16 protein-coding genes are annotated in these 19386 nt (G+C 68.8%); 10 read left to right on the top strand and 6 right to left on the bottom strand.

The genetic code is table 11. The features are described 5' to 3' along the window. Positions 1-3 precede the first annotated feature (3 nt). The gene (locus DMH01_RS06035) at positions 4-486 is read right to left on the bottom strand and encodes a MerR family transcriptional regulator (RefSeq protein ID WP_125674074.1); all 483 of its coding nucleotides are present in this window, start codon (positions 484-486) and stop codon (positions 4-6) included. Between DMH01_RS06035 and DMH01_RS06030 the strand changes: the two genes are divergently transcribed. Together DMH01_RS06030 and DMH01_RS06025 are read left to right on the top strand one after the other, a co-directional pair. Then, complete coding sequence (locus tag DMH01_RS06030) at positions 485-1579, top strand: alkene reductase (protein WP_125674073.1); 1095 nt, start codon at positions 485-487, stop codon at positions 1577-1579. The genes DMH01_RS06035 and DMH01_RS06030 overlap by 2 nt on opposite strands. Before the next feature lie 28 nt (positions 1580-1607). Next, on the top strand, positions 1608-2933 hold the full coding sequence (locus DMH01_RS06025) for an amidase (RefSeq protein ID WP_125674072.1): 1326 nt from the start codon (positions 1608-1610) through the stop codon (positions 2931-2933). Between the two features lie 84 nt (positions 2934-3017). Here DMH01_RS06025 and DMH01_RS06020 read toward each other — a convergent pair whose 3' ends face one another. From DMH01_RS06020 to DMH01_RS06005, 4 genes are all read right to left on the bottom strand, one after another. Continuing rightward, positions 3018-4139 (bottom strand): cell division protein DivIVA, encoded by a 1122-nt coding sequence (locus DMH01_RS06020; RefSeq protein ID WP_125674071.1) that lies wholly within the window; start codon positions 4137-4139, stop codon positions 3018-3020. Positions 4140-4257: 118 nt separating this feature from the next. Further along, positions 4258-6249: an SDR family oxidoreductase gene (locus DMH01_RS06015; RefSeq protein WP_125674070.1), complete on the bottom strand. Its 1992-nt coding sequence runs from the start codon at positions 6247-6249 to the stop codon at positions 4258-4260. A gap of 99 nt (positions 6250-6348) precedes the next feature. Then, on the bottom strand, positions 6349-7038 hold the full coding sequence (locus DMH01_RS06010; protein ID WP_125674069.1) for a class F sortase: 690 nt from the start codon (positions 7036-7038) through the stop codon (positions 6349-6351). An 11-nt stretch (positions 7039-7049) separates the two neighbouring features. Further along, entirely contained in the window at positions 7050-8519 is a 1470-nt protein-coding gene (locus DMH01_RS06005; RefSeq protein ID WP_125674068.1) for a SpaA isopeptide-forming pilin-related protein, read from the bottom strand. Positions 8520-8833: 314 nt separating this feature from the next. Between DMH01_RS06005 and DMH01_RS06000 the strand changes: the two genes are divergently transcribed. The 4 genes from DMH01_RS06000 (at position 8834) to DMH01_RS05985 (ending at position 13448) form a co-directional block, all read left to right on the top strand. Next, positions 8834-9670 carry a Bax inhibitor-1/YccA family protein gene (locus tag DMH01_RS06000; protein ID WP_125674067.1) on the top strand — a complete coding sequence of 279 codons (837 nt, stop codon included), beginning with the start codon at positions 8834-8836 and terminating at the stop codon, positions 9668-9670. A gap of 73 nt (positions 9671-9743) precedes the next feature. Continuing rightward, positions 9744-10277, top strand: coding sequence for a hypothetical protein (locus tag DMH01_RS05995; protein WP_125674066.1), 534 nt, complete (start codon positions 9744-9746; stop codon positions 10275-10277). 138 nt (positions 10278-10415) lie between these two features. After that, entirely contained in the window at positions 10416-11684 is a 1269-nt protein-coding gene (locus tag DMH01_RS05990) for a YeeE/YedE family protein (RefSeq protein ID WP_125674065.1), read from the top strand. A 231-nt stretch (positions 11685-11915) separates the two neighbouring features. Further along, positions 11916-13448, top strand: coding sequence for a DHA2 family efflux MFS transporter permease subunit (locus DMH01_RS05985; protein WP_125674064.1), 1533 nt, complete (start codon positions 11916-11918; stop codon positions 13446-13448). 97 nt (positions 13449-13545) lie between these two features. On the opposite strand, the gene DMH01_RS05980 is transcribed toward DMH01_RS05985, so the two are convergent. Further along, positions 13546-14766, bottom strand: coding sequence for an acetyl-CoA C-acetyltransferase (locus DMH01_RS05980; protein WP_125674063.1), 1221 nt, complete (start codon positions 14764-14766; stop codon positions 13546-13548). Between the two features lie 203 nt (positions 14767-14969). Between DMH01_RS05980 and DMH01_RS05975 the strand changes: the two genes are divergently transcribed. The 4 genes from DMH01_RS05975 (at position 14970) to DMH01_RS05960 (ending at position 19351) form a co-directional block, all read left to right on the top strand. Beyond that, the gene (locus DMH01_RS05975) at positions 14970-16340 is read left to right on the top strand and encodes a cystathionine beta-synthase (protein ID WP_125674062.1); all 1371 of its coding nucleotides are present in this window, start codon (positions 14970-14972) and stop codon (positions 16338-16340) included. A 116-nt stretch (positions 16341-16456) separates the two neighbouring features. Beyond that, positions 16457-17992: a hypothetical protein gene (locus tag DMH01_RS05970; protein ID WP_233621411.1), complete on the top strand. Its 1536-nt coding sequence runs from the start codon at positions 16457-16459 to the stop codon at positions 17990-17992. A gap of 152 nt (positions 17993-18144) precedes the next feature. Beyond that, positions 18145-18705 (top strand): hypothetical protein, encoded by a 561-nt coding sequence (locus DMH01_RS05965; protein WP_125674061.1) that lies wholly within the window; start codon positions 18145-18147, stop codon positions 18703-18705. Between the two features lie 43 nt (positions 18706-18748). Further along, the gene (locus tag DMH01_RS05960; RefSeq protein ID WP_125674060.1) at positions 18749-19351 is read left to right on the top strand and encodes a hypothetical protein; all 603 of its coding nucleotides are present in this window, start codon (positions 18749-18751) and stop codon (positions 19349-19351) included. The last annotated feature ends 35 nt before the right edge of the window (positions 19352-19386 follow it).

Raw genomic sequence — 19386 nt, 5'->3', positions numbered from 1 at the left:
GGATCAGACATGGATCCCGCGGTGTCGCCGGACGGGCCGGGAAGGAACCGGTACTTCGGCGGTATCGGTCCCCTTGGCCGCGGCCAGGACACGTTCCAGAACCGACAGAGAGGTGGTGAGTAAGGAAATCTGGTTCTGGATTCGAGTCTTGGCGATCTCCAGTTCGCCGGTCAGTTCCGGCGAGGGCACCAAATGCGTGTGGTCCCCGGACACACAGGGAAGGAGTTCCGCGATTTTGCCGCTGCACAACCCGGCCGAATAGAAGAGCTGGATCTGCAGGACCCTGGCGATGTCGTCTTCGGAGAAGGTCCGGTAGCCGTTGCCGCATCGAGCGGGACTCAGCAGGCCTTCCGTTTCGTAGTACCGCAACGAGCGGACGCTCACCCCGGTTCGCTTCGCCAGTTCGCCGATCCGCATGAGTCCACAGTAGCCGTGGAAACCGAGGTTGACCGTGACGTCGGTGTCAGGGTTTAGCTTCGCGTTCATGAGGTTGCTCGAAGCATTCCGCGGTACCGCGATCCAGCTGCCGAACCGGGTGGCGATGGCCCCGATGACCCGGGGTCGCGCGGACGATTTCACCGGCGTGCCGCATCCACGGACGGCCGAGTACTACGCGCAACGCGCGAGCGCCGGTTTGATCGTGAGTGAAGGCATCTGGGTGAACCGGACAGGCAAGAGCGGCCCGGGCATTCCGGGGCTCGCGACCGAGGAACAGGCCGAGGCATGGCGTGCGGTGACGGCGGCCATGCACGAGGAAGGCGGTCGCATCTTCGCGCAGCTTTGGCACGCGGGCCGGGTCTCTCACCCCGGTGTGATGGGCCGGACGCCGGTGGCGCCGTCGGCGGTCCGGCAAGCCGGGCGGATCTTCTCGGCCGAAGGCTGGACGGACACGGTCGAACCTCGTGCGCTCGGTGAGGTGGAGATCGGCGAGGTGGTCCAGGACTTCGCCGCGGCGGCCCGGCGGGCCATCGAGGCGGGATTCGACGGCGTGGAGCTCCACGGTGCCAACGGCTACCTCATCCAGGAGTTCCTCGCAGGCAACACCAACCGCAGAGAGGACCGCTACGGCGGTTCGGTCGCCGCCCGGCTTCGCTTCCCGCTCGAGGTGGTGGCGGCCGTGGTCCAGCAGATCGGTGCGGCCAGGGTCGCCCTGCGGATCTCGCCGGGTAACCCGGAGAACGACATCGTGGAAGACGATTGGAGGGAGGTGTATACACGACTGGTCGCGGAATTACGCCGGTACGAGCTCGCGTACCTGCATGTCATCGACACTCCGGATGTCGAGGTGCTGTCGCACCTGCGGCCTTCGTGGCCGGGGACGCTCATCGCGAATCTGAGATCCGAGGAGCCGACCACCCAGGACGAGGGTGAGTCCTTGATCGAGTCCGGGCTGGCCGACGTGGTCGCTTTCGGCAGGTTGTTCATCGCGAACCCGGATCTGCCCGCCCGTTTCGCTCTGCGTGCCCCGCTGGCTCGGGCGGACCACGCCGTCTACTACGGCGCCGGGCTCGACGGCTACACCGACTTCCCGGCGTTCGAACCGGACTCGGCGAAGTTCGCCTGTTCGGCGCGCCGCTGATCTTCGCCACCCGCTCTACAGTGCGGGGATGGTCAAGACGGCAGTGGAAATCGCGGCGGCTGTGCGTGCCAAGGAACTCGATCCGGTCCAGGTGACGCGCGAGGCGTTGACCCGGATCGCGGCGGCGGACGGGGTGGTCGGCGCGTTCCGCCGGGTGCGGGCGGAAGAGGCGCTCGCCGAGGCCGCCGCTGTCGCCGAACGTGTGGACCTGGCGGACCTGCCCTTGGCCGGGGTGCCGATCGCGGTCAAGGACGTCGCGCCGGTCGAGGGCGAGTACGCCTCGTGGGGATCGCGTGCGGGTTCGTCGACGCTGTCCACAGAGGACGGTGAGATAGCCCGGCGGTTACGCGCGGCCGGAGCGGTGATCGTCGGCCTGACCCGGGTGCCGGAGTTGTGCATCTGGCCGTCGAGCGACGATCCGGACGGGACAGCGCGCAATCCGCGCAATCCGTCCTATGCCGCCGGCGGTTCGTCGGGTGGGAGCGCCGCGGCCGTCGCGGCCGGGATGGTGCCCATCGCGCACGGCACGGACGGGCTGGGCTCGATCCGGCTGCCGTCCGCGATGTGCGGGATCGTCGGGCTCAAACCGGGTAAGGGCGTGGTCCGCGTACCGGGGGAGAACGGCTGGTTCGGCTTGTCCACGCATGGTCCGATGACGACCACCGTGGCCGACGCCGCCGTGCTGATGTCGGTCCTCGCCGAACAGCCCGGGCTGGCCGACCTCGCCGACCCGAAGCGGTCCCGCATCGCCCTGTCGACTCAGGTCCCGTTGACGAGGGCGCCGCTGCCGCGCGCGTTCAGCCGGGCCGTCACGCGAGCCGGAGAGCTGTTCCGCGCGGCCGGGCACACCGTCGCGCCCGGCACGCCCCGGTACAGCGCCGGAGCGATCGGTGGCCTCCTGGCGCGCTGGGTCGCGGGCCCGGCGGAACAAGCGGCCGAGTTCGATCTCGCCGCGCTCCAGCCTCGGACGCGCACCCACGTCCGGCTCGGGCGGCTGATGGCCGAACGCGTCCGGGAGAGCACTCGGGAGCGCTGGCTGGAGCGTGCCGAGGAGTTCTTCGCCGACCACGATGTCCTGGTCACGCCCATGATCGCGACGCTCCCGCTCAAGGCCCGCACCTGGCATGAAAACCGGTGGATCGCCAACGTGCTGCCGTCCGTGCGGGTGGCGGGTTTCGCGGGCCTGTGGAATCTCGCTGGCTATCCGGCGATGTCCGTGCCGGTCGGGGTGCATCGTTCGGGTATTCCGGCCTGCGTCCAGCTCGTCGCCGCGCCCGGCGGGGAAGCGCTCCTTCTTGGCCTCGCCGCCCAGCTCGAAGCGGCCAACCCCTGGCCGCGCACCACCGCCTCCTGACAGCTCCCGGAAGAGAGCAAGGGACCTTTGCTATCACTCTCCAAAAGAGAGCGACAGCAAAGGTCCCTTGCTACTTCACGCTGGTCAGGAGCCGGTTTTGGCGGGTGACGGCTTCTGCCCGTTCGTCTTCGGGCCGTTCTGGTCGCTCTGTCCGTTCTTCGGCGCAGCGGCGGCAGGCGCCGAAGGAGCGGGCTTGGCGGGAGAAGGCTTGGCGGCGGCCGGAGCGGCGGCCTTCGAGGCGGGCGGCTCGGCGGGCTTACTCGCCGGCTTCTTCTCCTCGGCCTTGCTGTCGCCACCGACGAGCTTCGAAGCGTGCGGGATCACCGACTCCTCAGGCAGCGCGGCGAGCATCGCCTCGCTGCCCTTCAGGACCTCGTCGGCCTGCATGAGGCTCTTGCGGGCCTGCTCGCGGATCTCCGCCAGCCGCTCGACCTTCCGCTGGGCGGCGGTCGTGCGCTGGGCGGCGGTCGTCGTGGCCTCGTCGAGCCGGCGCTTGGCCTCGGCCGTGGCCTCGTCGATGCGGCGCTTCGCCTCCGCGGTGGCCTCGGCGATCCGGCGCTCGGCCTGGTTCTTGCTGGCCGTCTGCTGGTCGGCGATGTGCTTCTCGTGCGACGCGCGCTGAGCCGCGATCGTCTGATCGAACTCGCGCTCGATCTTCCGGCGCTTGCGCTCGGCCTCGTTGTCCAGCAGTTCCCGGCGCTGGGCAGCCTCGACGGTCAGCCGTTGGACCTCGGCCCGCGTCTCGGCGAGCGCCGATTCGTGCTCCGAGTGCAGCGCGTCCGCCTGCTTGTCCAGCTCGGCGACGAGCCGCGTGTAGCGCTCACGGAGCTTCTTCGAAGCCTCGCTCGACGACGCCCAGTGCTTCTCGGCGGCGACTTCGGCACGCTTCGTGATCTCTTCCGCACGCGCCTGCGCGAGCGTGACGGTGCGCTGCATCCGCTCGTCGAGGTCTTCGAGCCGCTCCGGCGGTTTCTTCAGCTCCTCGATCCTGGCGTTCAGCTTCGCCACCTCGTGGCGGACGGTTTCGAGTTCGCGCGTGGCCGACGTCGCCTGCGCGATCGCGGCGTCGCGGTCGGTGATCACGCGACGAAGCTGGGCTTCGAGATGATCCAGATACTGGCGCACTTCGTTCCGGTCGAAGCCGTGCCAGGCCTGGGTGTACTCGCGCCGCAGGGGCAACAGGCCGTTGTCTCGCTCGGGAACCATGGCCACGACGGTACCTGCGTACCCGGTGTCGCCGTTGTCAGGCTTCGTGATTCACCGACGTGTGTCGGCTCTCAGCTGCGATCCCTCACCTGAACGGCCGCCACCCGTGTGCGCAGTGTCACCAATGGAAGCCACGGCTGAGCCGGGCGAGCGCCATCGCCGCACGGGACAGATGCTGTTCGCCCTTCCCGATCTTGAGCCCGCCTTCGCCGCCCGCGGCCGCGGAATCCGGGAACACCCGGAATCCTTGGTAGGCCACGGCATCCGTGAGTCCCGGCGTGAGCGTGTACGCGAGACCGATCGCCTGCCCGGCGGGCGTGCCGATGTGCTTCGGGCGCTCCCTCAGTGCCTTCATCACCATGTCCGCGGCCTGATCCGGGGATTTGGTCGGAAACGCGTCATAGATCTTCGTCGGCCGGATCATCGGCGTGCGCACGAGTGGCATGTGGATGGTCGTGAAGGTGATTCCGTCGCCGTGGGTCTCGGTCGCGGCGATCCGGGAGAAATAGTCCAAAGCGGCCTTCGACGCCGCGTACGCCGAAAAGCGCGGCGCGATTCCCTGCACGCCGATCGACGAGACGTTGACGATATGCCCGAACTTCCGCTCGGACATATGCGGCAGCACCGCGAGGATCAGCCGCACCGCGCCGAAGTAATTGATCGCCATCGCGCGTTCGTAGTCGTGGAACCGGTCGTACGACAGTTTGATCGACCGCCGGATCGACCGGCCGGCGTTGTTCACGAGCATGTCGATCCGGCCGTGCTCGGCGAGCATCGCGTCGACGGCCTTGTGCACCGATTCCTCGTCGGTCAGGTCGGCCGGGTACACCGACGCCGTGCCGCCCGCGGCGATGATCTCGTCCCGCACTTCTTCGAGCTCGTGCTGCCGCCGTGCCACGAGCAGCGGCACCCCGCCCGCGGCCGCGACCTTGATCGCGGTCGCCCGGCCGATCCCCGAGGACGCGCCGGTGATGATCACGCGACGGCCGTCCAGTTCGCCGCGCGGGCCGTGCTTGCGGGCGCGGAACGGGTCCAGGTGCTCCCGCCAGTAGCGCCACAGGGTGGGCGCGTAGTCCTCGACTCGGGGCACCTCGACGCCAGAGCCGATGAGTGCCTTGCGCGTCGACGCCGACGAGAACACCGACGGGAACGCCATGGTCTCCAGCAGCACCGGCGGGATCCCGAGCCGCTCCAGCACGGCGTCACGCGCGATCGTGAAGCCGGGGATGTGCTCGCTCAGCTTCACCAGGTTGACGATGCCCTTGGACAGGCGGTCGTTGAGCTGCACGGAGATCGTCGGCGCGCCCGCCGCCTTCGCGAAGGCGTTGTAGACCGAGACGACCGGTTGCGGTTCCGGGTTGACCAGGTGGAACGCGCGCCCGTCGAGGCCCTTCGTGGTGACCAGGGCGTTCAGCGATTCGGCGACGTAGTCGACCGGGACGACGTTGGTGTCGCCGAGGTCGGGGCCGACGATCGGCACGTCGGGCAGCCCGGCGAGCCTGCTGATCGCGGGGAACAGGTAGTACGGGCCGTCGATCTTGTCCATTTCGCCGGTCTCGGAGTTCCCGACCACGACCGCAGGCCGGTACACCCGCCACGGCACGTCCTGCTGGTCGCGCACGAGGCGCTCCGCCTCGAACTTCGTGCGGTGGTACGGCGTGAGAAGCCGCTGGCCGACGTCGAACATCTCCTCGGTGAACATGCCCTCGTGATCACCGGCGACGGCGACCGAGGACACGTGGTGCAGGCAGCCCGCGTTCAGCTCGGCGGCGAGCGCGATCACCTGCGCGGTGCCTTCGACGTTGGCCTTGATGCTGGCTTCGTCGTCGGCGGTGAGGTCGTACAGGGCGGCGAGGTGGACGACGTGATCGACGCCGCGAAGCGTCTCTCGGTCCTCCTGGGACACGCCGAGCAGCGGCTCGCCGAGGTCACCGGTGACGAGGGTGACGCGTTCCGGATGCGGCCAGGCGTTCACGAGTTTGGCGAGTTTGTCCCGTGAGGACGGCCGGACGACGAGCGCGACCTTGTCGACGTCGTCCCTGGTGAGCAGCAGCCGGGTGAATTGGCGCCCGATCAGTCCGGTCGCCCCGGTCACCAGAAAAGTCGCCATTCGCCTCACCCTTCACCGTGCTCGCCCGCGTCCCCCGGCATTCTGCTGCATCGGCACGGCGAGGACCACCACGACACCGGTGAAGTTACTCACGGGTAACTAGGCGGGGTCGGCGATGACGACCCGGTTCTCGGCGTATCCGGTCTCTCCGCCGACCCAGCGGCCGCCGCAGGTGACGAGGACTATCCGATGTGGACCGGACTGGCCGAACAACTCGTCCGCCCGCTGCGGCAGCTCGTTCTTCTTCAGCGTGATCAGCTGGGAGACCTTGTATTGCCAGGACTTGCCCGCCTTGTCGACCACGGTGACCGTGCCGCCGATCCGCTCGGTCCACAGCTCCGCGAACGGACCCGTCGCGCCCTTCCAGTTCACGTGGCCCGCGAACACGCTCGCGCCGGTGGCCGCGCTCAGTTCGGCGCCCCACCAGGTCACCTCGCCGAGGTTCTCCGGCACGGGAAGCTCCGCGCCCGGCCCGAGGTCCTTGCGCACGAGTTTCGCGGCACCGCCCGCGGGCAGCCGGATCGTCCCCGGCCCCTGCGGTTTCGGGGCTTCAGGCTCCTTCGAAGCCGGCGGGGCGGCCGTCGGCGTCGTGGGAACGACGTCCGGCGAAGGCGGGACCTCCTGCTGCGCGGGAGCGGCCGGCGCGCCGCCCGCGCCCGCGACCGAGACGGAGACGGCCTGGGCCGTCCCCGTCACCACTGTCGTCGGCGGCCAGATGAGCAAGGCCGCGACGAGGTCCGCGCACAGGACCGTGACGGCTCCCAGCGCGAACCCGCGTCGTACTGACATTCCAGAACCTCTTAGCGTCGCGAAGACCGCCGCGCGGCCACGCCCACCATCAGTGAACCGAGCAGCGCGAGCGCGCCGACACCGAGGATGCCGGCGGTCGACGCCGAGTTCTCGACGGTGCCCTGCATCATCGCCACCGGCCGGTCGCCGGCGGGGATGGTGCGCGGTACCTCGTTGGGCGTGTTGGCGACCTTGAGCGTCAGCGTCTCACCCGGCTTGACCTCACCGCAGGCGGACGGCGGATTCTTCGGGTCGAACGCGTTGGTGTAGCCCGGCGGCGCGCTCACCTCGACCACGCAGATCTCCTGCGGGGTCCGCAGGTTCTCCACGGTGACGGTGCCGTTCTCGCCTTCGGTGGTGACGACGGCGGGTTTGCCGTCGGCGCCGTTGAGGGGCTTGCCGTCGTGCCCGGCCGCGGCCGTCGTCTTGTCCTTCGCGGTGATCCGCAGCACGGCGCCCGCCACGCCCTTGTCGGTCTTCGCGTCGACCTTCGTCACCTGGACCTTGCCCGGCTTCGAAACGACGGCGACACCCTGGGCCTTCAGTTCCTTCTCGCCACCGGTCGAGACGACGTTCTGCACGCCGGTCTTGACGGGGAACTGCACGTATGGCCGGTCCGCCGGGGCCGACAGCGAGCTGGACAGCTTCGGCTGGTCGCCGGTCGGCGTCACCTTGACCGTGACGGTGCCGTCCTCGCCCGTCTTCACCGTGGTGGCCTTCTCGGCCTTGGCGTTCGAGGTCGACGCGGGTTTGGTGCTCTCGCCGCTGTCGACGGTCGCGTTCGACGGCGTGAGCCGCACGGGCACGCCGGAGACGCCCTTGCCCTTGGCGTTCTTGACGCTGATCGTCCACTCGCCCGCGGTGCCGATGTGCTGGTCTTCCTTCGGCGGCGCGATCGCGGTGGTCCACGGGCCGCGGTTGGCTTCGGCGTCCTTGGTCAGCTTCTCGACGGCCGTGGCCGCATCGGCGTGCTGCGCCTTCAGCTTGCCGAGGGCGGCCTGGATGTCGTAGCCGATCTTCTCCGGCCCGAGGTCCGGCTTGAGGTCGGCGTCGGAACGAGGCTTCGACGTCCACGAGTGCAGCAGGTGCGCGAGCGCCGCCGCCTCGGCGTTGTCCTGCGTGCCGCCGTAGCGCAGGAGCAGATAGGAGATGTTGGCCGCGACGTCCTCCGGCAGCTTCTGTCCCCACTTGTCGAGGAGTTCGTCGCCGGGCTTGTACTCCTCCGCCGAGCCCGGCGCCTTCAGCTGGAAGCTGACGCAGAACACGTGCTTGCCGTTGACGACGTAGGAACCGAGCCAGTCGCGGTCTCTTGGCTTGCTGTCGACCGTCTGGCCAGGCGTGATCTTGTAGCCGACGCCTTCGTTCTCGGCGGCCGAAGCCGGTGTCGCCGCGACGGTGGCGGACAAGGCGCCGAGCAGGCACGTCGCGATCAGGCTGGTCAAGGCGCGCGAACGCACGCTCGGGCGTGTGGTCCACCCCATGGTGTGTTGACTCCTTTGGCCGTGCTCTGCCCCGGCGCATTTACGTCGGCGCAGGCCACACGATCGATAGGTTCCCCGACACGCCTTCGGTGATTATCCGAACACGCAACGTGGAGAGTGGCGGGTGATCAGCGGTTTTGGCAATACGGCATCAGGTGGGGTATCGGTGAACGGTCAGTGATCTCCGCCGCATACGGTGTGGGGGATGGGCGTTGCGCCGATTGTGAGTAAAGTCGTCTTTACTTCGACGGGAACCGGGCGGCCCCCGCGGTCGTTGAACCCGATGCAGGTGCCAGTAGATCCAGGAGGATCAGGTGCGATCCAGTAGCAACCCGGCGTTCCGGAACCTGCCGCGTGGCGCGGCGCAGTACGGACCCAACGTAGGCTTCAACCAACCCCAGGGCGGCGTGCCCGGCTACGGCCCTCCGCAGACCTCCGCCGGCGCCGGCGACCGTCCGATGACCGTCGACGACGTCGTCATCAAGACGGCGCTGAGCCTCGGCACCGCGCTGGTGACCGGTGTGCTCACCGCGATCTGGGCGATCAGCCAGCTGCCCGTGGACGCCGCCGGCCGGATCACCGGTATCAGCGGTGGCGTGATCGGCGCGCTCGTCGGCGGCATGCTCGTCGGCCTCGTGATCTCGCTCGTGATCATCTTCAAGCAGAAGCCGAGCGGTCCGCTCACGCTGGCGTACTCGGCCGCCGAGGGTGTCTTCCTCGGTGCGATCAGTGGTCTTTTCGAAGCGCTGTACCCCGGTATCGCGCTGCAGGCGATCATCGGCACCGCGGGTGTGTTCATCGCGATGCTGGTCGTCTACAAGACCGGCGCGGTCAAGGTCACCCCGAAGCTGACCAAGTGGATCATCGGCGCCGTCGTCGGCGTCGCGATCCTGATGCTGGTCAACCTCGTCACCAGCTTCTTCGGCTTCAACCCGCTGCGTGACGGCGGGCCGATCGCGATCATCTTCAGCCTCGTGGTGATCGGTGTCGCGGCGTTCAGCTTCCTGCTCGACTTCGACCAGGCCGACCGGATGATCCGCGAAGGCATGCCGTCGAAGTGGGCGTGGTTCGCCGCCTTCGGTCTCATGACCACCCTGGTCTGGCTGTACCTCGAGATCCTGCGGCTGCTGTCGTACTTCCAAAACGACTGACACCGTCTTCTCCGGGAAGGGCGCTCCGAGCGATCGGGGCGCCCTTTTTCGTCGCCGCGAATACGCTGACCCCATGACCGAGCACAGTGCCGAACCCGCCAGGCCGAAGCGTTCCAAGTGGTTCTGGGTCGGCCTCTTGGTACCGGTCGCGATCGTGGTGCTGAGCGCGTCGTCGTGGATCGTCGGCTACCTCTCGAACACGGACGACGTCCGGGTGGGGGACTGCTACGCGATCACCACTTTCGGTGACACCGGCGACGATCCGGCGAAGGCGGATTGCGGCTCGGCCGAGGCCAACGTGAAGGCCGGGGCGAAGACCGACGCGGGCGGCGCCTGCCCGGCGGGCGAGTACGACCAGCTCACCGTCGACAAGACCTTCGCCTCGTACAAGCTCTGCATGATGATCAACGCCAAGCAGGGCGACTGCCTCGAGAACTTCCTGGCCGACAGCGTGGCCTACCAGAAGGTCACCTGCTCGGATCCCGCGCGGGACGCGGAGGTCCTGAAGGTGGTCGACAGTGTCGCGACCTGTGACGACACGGACGCGACGCACCTCAAGAGCTACGCGACGCCGCCTTCGACGGTTTGCGTGAAGAGCCTCAAGTAGCAAGGGACCTTTGCTACCGCCGCCATCCGGCCCTGCGCTCGCCGCCGTTCGTCGCACAGTGTGGGACGGGCTGCGACCGGACGGTCACGGGTCTTAACGTTGCTCGTCCCCAACCCCGCCGATCGACCTGGAGTCCTGGTGGCGACGACCGAAGCCCAAGCCGGCGAGAAGAAACTCCTCGACTTCCCGACCTCCTGCGCCGCCCCGGTCCCGCAACCGGAGGAGCCGGTCAAGGTCGTGCCGCTGGCGGTCGCGAGCGCCCTCGCGGTCGGGCTGACCTGGTACGTCTGGGCCGCGCACGGGGCGAAGTTCGGTGTCCTGCTCATCCTCGGCCTGCTGCTCGGCCTCGCGCTCTTCCACTCCCGTTTCGGATTCACCTCGGCCTGGCGCCAGCTGATCGCGGTCGGGAACGGCCAAGGTCTGCGGGCGCACACGCTGCTGCTCGGAACGGCCGCGACGTTGATCGCGCTGATCGTGGGCACCGGATCCGGGCTCTTCGGCAGCACGCCGAATCCGACCGCGGGCGGGCTGGGGCTCGCGCTGTTCGTCGGCGCGACGATCTTCGCCATCGGCATGCAACTGGGCGGCGCTTGCGCTTCGGGAACGTTGTTCGCGGTCGGCTCCGGGCAATCGACGATCGTGCTGACCCTCGGCGGCTTCATCACCGGGTCCGTTCTCTACACGTGGGCGTATCCGCTGCTGTCGGGCTGGCCCGAGTTCAAGGGCGTCCTGCTCGCCGACCATGTCGGCTGGTTCGGTTCGTGGGCGATCACCGTCGCCGTCCTCGCCGCGATCGTGGTGGGGACCCGGTTCGTGCAGAAGCGCCGTAATCCGCCGCCGGTCGACGTCGTGCCGACCGCTCGCGGTTTCGCCCGGATCTATCGCGGCTCCTGGCCGATCCTCGTCGGCGCCGTCGTTCTCGGGGTGCTGGCGGGCGCGGTCTTCCTGGTCTCCGGCGGGATCTGGGGTGTCACGAGCGCGTTCAGCCTGTGGGGCGCCAAGATCCTTCAAGTGTTCGGCCTGCACCCCGAGACCTGGGAGTTCTGGCGGATCAAGGCGAACGCGGCGTCGCTGGCGGGGCCGATCTGGAAGGACAAGAACAGCCTCACCGACATCGGCATCATGATCGGCGCGGGGGTCGCGGCCGCGGCGGCGGGCGCGTGGAAGATCCACAGCTCGATCCCGTGGCGGACCGCCGTCGCCGCGGTGCTCGGCGGGATCCTGATGGGCGTCGGCGCGCGGATGGCGGGCGGCTGCAACATCGGCGCCTACCTCGGCGGTATCTCGGTCGGCAGCCTGCACGGCTGGCTGTGGGGTGTCTTCGCGCTCGGCGGCACCTGGATCGGGCTGAAGCTGCGGCCGCTGTTCGGGCTCGGCAACCCGGCTCCGACGGACAGCGTCTGCTGATCACTCTTCGTGACATGTCGTACGCGGGTCTGCCCTTTAGGCCCGCGTACGGGGAAAAAGTTGGCAGGTAAAACCTGTGTTCGGCTACCCTCGGCTACGTACTGAGCTTGCGCCTTAATGCACAAGCTCGATTGGGGAAGGCTCGGCGCGAGGCCGGGCGTCGATTCCGTAGTCGCGACCACGGGGGTTGTCGCGTCCCGGGGGACACTGAGCATCAGGGACGGATTTTTCATGTCAACGCAAAGCCCGGCCGCACCGGGCGGCGACAAACTCGACGCGGGCGTGCTGAAGATCGCCGGCGTCGTCATCCTCGGCGCGATCATGGCGATCCTCGATACGACGGTCGTCAACGTCGCGCTCCAGAAACTGACCATCGAGTTCCAGACCTCGTTCGACACCATCCAGTGGATCGCGACCGGCTACATGCTCGCCCTGGCGACGGTCATCCCGATCACCGGCTGGGCTTCGGACCGGTTCGGCACCAAACGCCTCTACATGACCGCGATCGGGCTGTTCCTGATCGGGTCGATGCTCGCGGGCATGGCCTGGGACGTCGAATCGCTGATCGTCTTCCGGGTCCTGCAGGGCTTCGGTGGCGGCATGCTGATGCCCGCCGGTATGACGATCCTGACCAGGGCGGCCGGACCGCACCGGATCGGGCGCGTGATGGGCGTGCTCGGGGTGCCGATGCTGCTCGGCCCGATCGGCGGCCCGATCCTCGGCGGCTGGCTGGTCGACGCGGTGAGCTGGCGCTGGATCTTCTACATCAACGTGCCGATCGGCCTGATCACCATGGCCATGGCGTGGCGCCTGCTGCCGAAGGACCGGCCGGAGCCCAGCGAGCGGTTCGACTTCCTCGGCATGCTGATGGTCTCGCCCGGTCTGGCGGCGCTGATCTTCGGTGTTTCGAACATCCCGGCGGCCGGCGGCGTCGGCGCGGTGGACGTCTGGCTGCCCGCGCTGGCCGGGATCGCGTTGCTGGTGGCGTTCGTGATGCGGGCGAACCGGGTGACCAACCCGCTGCTCGATCTGAAACTGTTCAAGAACCCGTCGTTCTCCGTCGCCATGGTGACGATGACCTTCTTCTGCGTCGCGTTCTTCGGCGCGATGCTGCTCCTGCCGACGTATTTCGTGCTGGCGCGCGGGGAATCGGCGATGAACGCCGGTCTGCTGCTCGCCCCGCAGGGGGTCGGCGCGATGCTGACCATGCCGATCGCGGGACGGTTCGCGGACAAGATCGGCGCGCGGAAGATCGTGCTGCCCGGTCTCGTGCTGATGCTCGCCGGCCTGATCGCCTTCACCCAGATCACCGCGGCGACGCCGTACTGGCTGCTGCTTTCGGCGCTGTTCGTGATGGGGCTCGGCATGGGCGCGACGATGATGCCGATCACCTCGGCCGCGTTGCAGACGCTCAAGTCTGAGGACATGGCGAAGGCGTCGACGGCGACGAACATCCTGCAGCAGACCGCCGGGGCGATCGGTTCGGCGGTGCTGTCGATCATCCTGGCGGCGCTGCTCGCCGGGAAGTTCGGCGTGCCGACCGCGCAGGGGCAGCTGGCCGCGACGGCCGCGGTGATGAACCCGGCGACGCGCGAAGCGGCTTCGGGGCTGACCGCGGACGCGTTCTCGACGACGTTCCTGTGGTCGATGATCCTGCTCGCGCTGTGCCTGATCCCGGCGGCGTTCCTGCCGAAGACCAAGCCCGCGCTGCCGGAGGGTGCGGACGGCGAGGTCGCCGCGGCCCGGCCGATCATGACCCACTAGGGCCCGAAAAGGAGCAAGGGACCTTTGCTATCGCTTCTCTCAATGTCGAGATAAACGGTAGTAAAGGTCCCTTGCTCTCTTTCCGCAGGTCAGGGGGTCAGGAGAGGCGCTCCAGGACCATCGCCATGCCCTGGCCGCCGCCGACGCACATCGTCTCGAGGCCGAACTGCTTGTCGTGGTGCTGGAGCGAGTTGATCAGCGTCGAGGTGATCCGGGCGCCGGTCATGCCGAACGGGTGGCCGACGGCGATCGCGCCGCCGTTGACGTTCAGCTTGTCGAGGTCGATCCCGAGGTCCTTGTAGGACGGGATGACCTGCGCGGCGAACGCTTCGTTGATCTCGACGAGGTCGATGTCGCCGATCGACATCCCGGCGCGGGCGAGGGCCTGCTTCGACGCTTCGACCGGGCCGTAGCCCATGATCTCCGGCGACAGGCCGGAAACACCGGTCGAGACGACGCGGGCGAGCGGCGTGAGGCCGAGCTCCTTCGCCTTGGTGTCGGACATGATGATCACGGCGGCCGCGCCGTCGTTGAGCGGGCAGCAGTTGCCCGCGGTGATCCGGCCGTCGGGGCGGAAGACCGGCTTGAGACCGGAGACGCCTTCGAGGGTGACGCCGGCGCGCGGGCCGTCGTCCTTCGAGACCACGGTGCCGTCCGGCAGGGTGACCGGGGTGATGTCCTTGGCCCAGAAGCCGTCCGCGATGGCCTTCTCGGCCAGGTTCTGCGAGCGGACGCCGAACTCGTCCATCTCCTCACGCGACACGTTCTTCAGCCGCGCCAGGTTCTCGGCGGTCTGGCCCATCGCGATGTAGACGTCGGGCAGGGCGCCGTTCTCGCGCGGGTCGGTCCAACCGTCGGCGCCTTCGGCCGCGACCTGCGCGGTGCGGGCCTCGGCGTCGGCGAACAGCGGGTTGTGCGTGTTCGGCCAGGAGTCGGAGCTTCCGTTGGCGAAGCGGGACACGGTCTCGACGCCGGCGGAGATGAACACGTCGCCTTCGCCCGCCTTGATCGCGTGCAGCGCCATGCGGGTGGTCTGGAGGCTGGACGAGCAGTACCGGGTGATCGTGCAGCCGGGCAGGTGGTCGTAGCCGAGTTCGACGGCGACGGCGCGGCCCATGTTGAAGCCCTGCTCGCCGCCCGGGAGACCACAGCCCAGCATGAGGTCTTCGATCTGCGTCGGGTCGAGTTCGGGGACCTTGTCGAGCGCGGCGCGGACCATCTGCACGGTGAGGTCGTCCGGGCGGATGCTCACCAGCGATCCCTTGCCGGCGCGGCCGATCGGGGATCGGGCGGTGGAGACGATGACGGCTTCGGGCATGGAACGACACTCCCTTGTTTTCGATCCAGACGCGCTAAGCGGTTGCTCACCTCGCATCCTCCACCGGAGTGAGGTGCGGGTCAAAGGCGAACGCGATCCACGCCACTCTTTCCCGTGACACAGCCCGACGGCAAAGCCCGGTGACACATCATCCGCCGGAGTTGAGTGGGCACATCGCGACCTGCGGCGTTTAGGCTGTGAGTGTGGAATACGTCGAGCACATCGTGGACCTCGTGGGCAACACCCCTCTGGTCAAGCTGAACGCACTGGCCGAGGGGCTCCAGCCGCTCATCCTGGCCAAGGTCGAGTACGTCAACCCCGGCGGCAGCGTCAAGGACCGCATCGCGCTGCGGATGATCGAAGCCGCGGAGCGTTCCGGCGAGCTGAAGCCCGGCGGCACCATCGTCGAGCCGACGTCCGGCAACACCGGCGTCGGGCTGGCCATGGTGGCGCAGCGCAAGGGGTACAAGTGCGTGTTCGTCTGCCCGGACAAGGTCAGTGAGGACAAGCGCAACGTGCTCAAGGCCTACGGCGCCCGCGTCGTGGTCTGCCCGACCGCGGTGGCGCCGGAGCACCCGGACTCCTACTACAACGTCTCCGACCGCCTCGTGCGCGAAATCGAGGGCGCCTGGAAGCCGAACCAGTACGCCAACCCGGAGAACCCCGCCAGCCACTACCACTCGACCGGCCCGGAACTCTGGCGCCAGACCGAGGGCAAGATCACGCACTTCGTCGCGGGCGTCGGCACGGGCGGCACGATCTCGGGCACCGGCAAGTACCTCAAGGAGGTCAGCGACGGCCGCGTCCAGGTCATCGGCGCGGACCCCGAAGGCTCGGTGTACTCCGGCGGATCCGGGCGGCCGTACCTGGTCGAAGGCGTCGGCGAGGACTTCTGGCCGGACACCTACGACCGGAACATCGCCGACCGGATCATCGCGGTGTCGGACGCGGACTCCTTCGACATCACCCGCCGCCTCGCGCTCGAAGAGGGGCTTCTCGTCGGAGGTTCGTGCGGCATGGCCGTCGCCGCGGCGCTCAAGCTCGCCGAGGGCCTCGGCCCGGACGACGTCGTCGTCGTGCTCCTGCCCGACGGCGGCCGCGGCTACCTCACCAAGGTGTTCAACGACAGCTGGATGTCCTCCTACGGCTTCCTCCCGCCGGACTCCAGCGGCCGGACCGTCGGCGACGTCCTGACGAAGAAGAGCGGCTCGCTGCCCAGCCTGGTGCACAGTCACCCGAACGAGACCGTCGCCGAAGCGGTGGCGATCCTCGCCGAGTTCGGCGTCAGCCAGATGCCCGTGGTCAGCGCGGAACCGCCGGTCATGGCGGCCGAAGTCGTCGGCGCGGTCAACGAACGCGATCTCCTCGAGGCGCTCTTCACCGGCAAGGCCCAGCTGGCCGACCGGCTCGAGCAGCACATGTCGCCGCCGCTGCCGACCATCGGCGCCGGTGAACAGGTGAGTGTGGCGATGAACGCGCTCTCGGGCGCGGACGGTGCGCTGGTGCTGGTCGACGGCAAGCCGGCGGGGGTCGTCACCCGGCACGACCTGCTCGCGTTTCTCGCGGGACGGTAAAGAGGCATTTCATCGGATGGTCGGGCCGGGGCGTTACGAGCGGCCCGACCGGCTATCCGATAGCGTGTCCGGTGAGTTGAACTTTTATGTCCTCGTCAAGGGGGTTCAAGACCCAAATGAGTGCTCCGCAGCCACCGAATCAGCCTTGGGGTGGCGCCCAGCCACCGCAGGGACCCCCGAGTGGCCCCCAGCCGCAGCAAGACAACCCGTTCGGTTCCCCGGAACCGACCCAGGTCGTGCAGCCCGGCCAGCCCGCTCAGCCCGACTACGGGCAACCGCAGTACGGGCAGCAGCAGCCCTCCTATGAGCAGCAGCCCCAGGGAGGCGGGTTCGGCGACACGCCGGAGCCCACCCAGGTCGTGCAGCCGGTCCAGCCGGGTTCCAACGACGCGAACGCGACCCAGGTCGTGCAGCCGGTGAGCGGCGGCGGGGAAAGCCCCACCGCCGAGTCCACCCAGCTCGTGCCGCCGGGTTCGCAGCCGCCCGCCATCCCGTACGCCCCGCCGCCGAGCGCGGCCGACAACCCGTCCGCCGGTGCCTACGGCGCCCAGGGCGGCGGCTTCGGTCAGCAGCAGGGCTTCGGCCAGCCCCAGCAGGGCGGCTTCGACCCTTCGCAGGGCCAGCAGCAGCAGCAGGGCTTCGGTCAGCCGCAGCAGGGCTTCGGCGGACCGCCGCAGGGCGGCTTCGGCCAGCAGCCCGGTTTCGGTGGACCGCCGCAGGGCTACAGTCCCGCAGCCTCGGGCGGTGGCGGCGGGAACCCGATGTTCGGGTTCATCGCCGGCGGCGTCGTGGCGTTGCTCGGCCTGATCGCCTTGATCGTGTCGTTCGTCTACTTCGGTGACGCCAGCGACTATTCGAAGGTCTTCGACAGCGCCCCGAACCAGGAACAGATCGACAAGTTCCTCGACGAGGCGGGCGTGGCCGGTCCGGGCGCCACGTGGTTCTACGTGATCATGCTTCTGGTCGGATCGCTCGTCTCGATCGCCGGTGGTGTCGGGCTCGCCCTCGCGGGCAAGCTCCCGGCCACGGTGAAGAAGATCGCGCCGATCGTCGTCGCCGCCGGTGGCGCGCTCCTGGTGCTGTTCGGCGTCCTTCTGCTCGTCGGTTCGACCCCGTCGTCGGACTTCCTGGACAAGCTGCCGCCTTCCGCCAGGGAAGGCGCCGGTATCGGCGGTGGCCTCCTGCACCTGCTCCTCGGCATCGTGATCCTGATCGTCGGTGTGCTGGGCCTGATCCCGGCGACCGCGCAGTTCGTGGGTCTCGGTGGCGGCGGCTCTGTGCTGGGTGCCCCGCAGGGCGGCCAGCCCGGCGGTTTCGGCGGACCGCCGCAGGGCGGCTTCGGCCAGCCCGGTCAGCCGGGCCAGCCCGGTCAGTACGGCCAGCCGCAGGGCGGTTTCGGCCAGCCCGGTCAGCCTGGCCCGTCGTCGGGTGGTTTCCCGCAGCAGGGGCAGCCCGGTGGTTTCGGGCAGCAGCCCGGTCAGCAGGGTCCGCCCAGCGGTGGTTTCGCCCAGCCGGGGCAGCAGCAGGGCGGCTTCGGCCAGCCTCCGCAGCAGCCCGGCGGTTTCGGGCAGCAGCCCGGCCAGCAGGGCCCACCCAGCGGCGGTTTCGGCCAGCCGGGCCAGCAGCCCGGTCAGCCCCCGCAGCAGTGGTGATTCGCCGCCACTGAACGGTTTCACTCGGAACACCCCCGGCCCGCGGCCGGGGGTGTTTCCGTTTCGCCGGGGTATCCCGATTCGCCTGCCGCGGCCGGGCCCCGCGGGCTAGGGTGAGCGCCGTCAACCCACACCAGGCCGACGGGAGCGACGTGACCGGTCCGTACGGATATCCCGCTCAGCAGCCCGGACCGCCGGCTTTCGGGTATCCCGCACCGCAGGCCCGGCCCTCCGGGGCGACGGCGATCATCGCCGCGGTGCTCGGCCTCGTCGGCGCCTTCGCGTCGGGCTACATCCCGATCCGCTACTTCATCGAGCTCCCGTCGGGGTTCAGTCTCTCGAATCTGCCCGGTTTCGCGCTCGTCGAGCTGGTGCTGTACCTGCTCGCCGCGTTGTTCCTGTTGATGGGCGCGTTGACGACGTTCTTCCGTTCGCTGATCGGCGCCATCCTGCTGATCCTCGGCTCACTGCTCGCCATCCTGGCCGTCGTGCTGGAGCCGATCGCTTTCCGCGTGCCGTACCGGATCCACCTCGACATCCTGCTCCGGTTCGCGACCTTCGACGGCGTCCTCCGCCTGGCCATGGTCGTGTTCGGACTGCTCGCGCTCCTGCTGGCGGTGCTCCCGCCGACTTTCCGGTACCTGCGCTGGCGGCCCGCCCCGGTGCAGCCGTACCGGCCACAGAACCAGTTCCCGCAGCAGGGCGGATGGTGAGACCCGGCGTACTTCCCGGGCAAGGAATTCGACAGGGGGAGACATGACCTTCCAGCAATACCCGCCACAGGGATACCCGCCACCCGGTGCCTATCCGCCGCCGGGAATGGTGCGGCAGCCGAGCGGCGCGACCGCGATCATCGCCGGGATCCTCGCGATCCTCGGCGGGCTCTGGTTCCTCGCCGGGCTGGCGTCCAACATCATCGAGCTGTCCCACTACGTCATTTCGTTCTTGGTGGTCGGGGCGGCACTGGACCTCGTCAGCACGGCTTTGCTCTTGGGCGGCGGGATCATGCTGCTCCTGCGCAAGCGGGCCGGACGGGTGCTCACCGTGATCGGAGCAGCGTCCTCGATCGGATTCGTGGCGCTGACGTTCCTGCTCCGGGCGATCGGCTCGCATTTCTACTTCTCGTACGGCGGGGTGACCCTGCACTTCGGCTTCGGCTGGCTCCTCTTCGTGGTCCTGATCCCGGCGATCGCGACCCTCGTGCTGGCGCTGGTCCCGTCGACGGCGCGCTGGCTGGCGGCCAAGCCGCAGGCCGCCGGTGTCGCGCAGCCGCCGAACTTCGGATACCCGCCGCAGCAGCCCGGATACCCGCCGGCGCCCGGTGCCCAGCAGCAGGGACAGCCGCCCGAGCAGTGGTGAGTTCGATCCCAGACGATGGGATCCGGCACGGGTGG

It is taken from the genome of Amycolatopsis sp. WAC 04182, from assembly GCF_003947465.1.
In the GTDB taxonomy this organism is placed as follows: Bacteria; Actinomycetota; Actinomycetes; order Mycobacteriales; family Pseudonocardiaceae; genus Amycolatopsis.
This window is presented reverse-complemented; position numbering and strand designations above follow the sequence as displayed.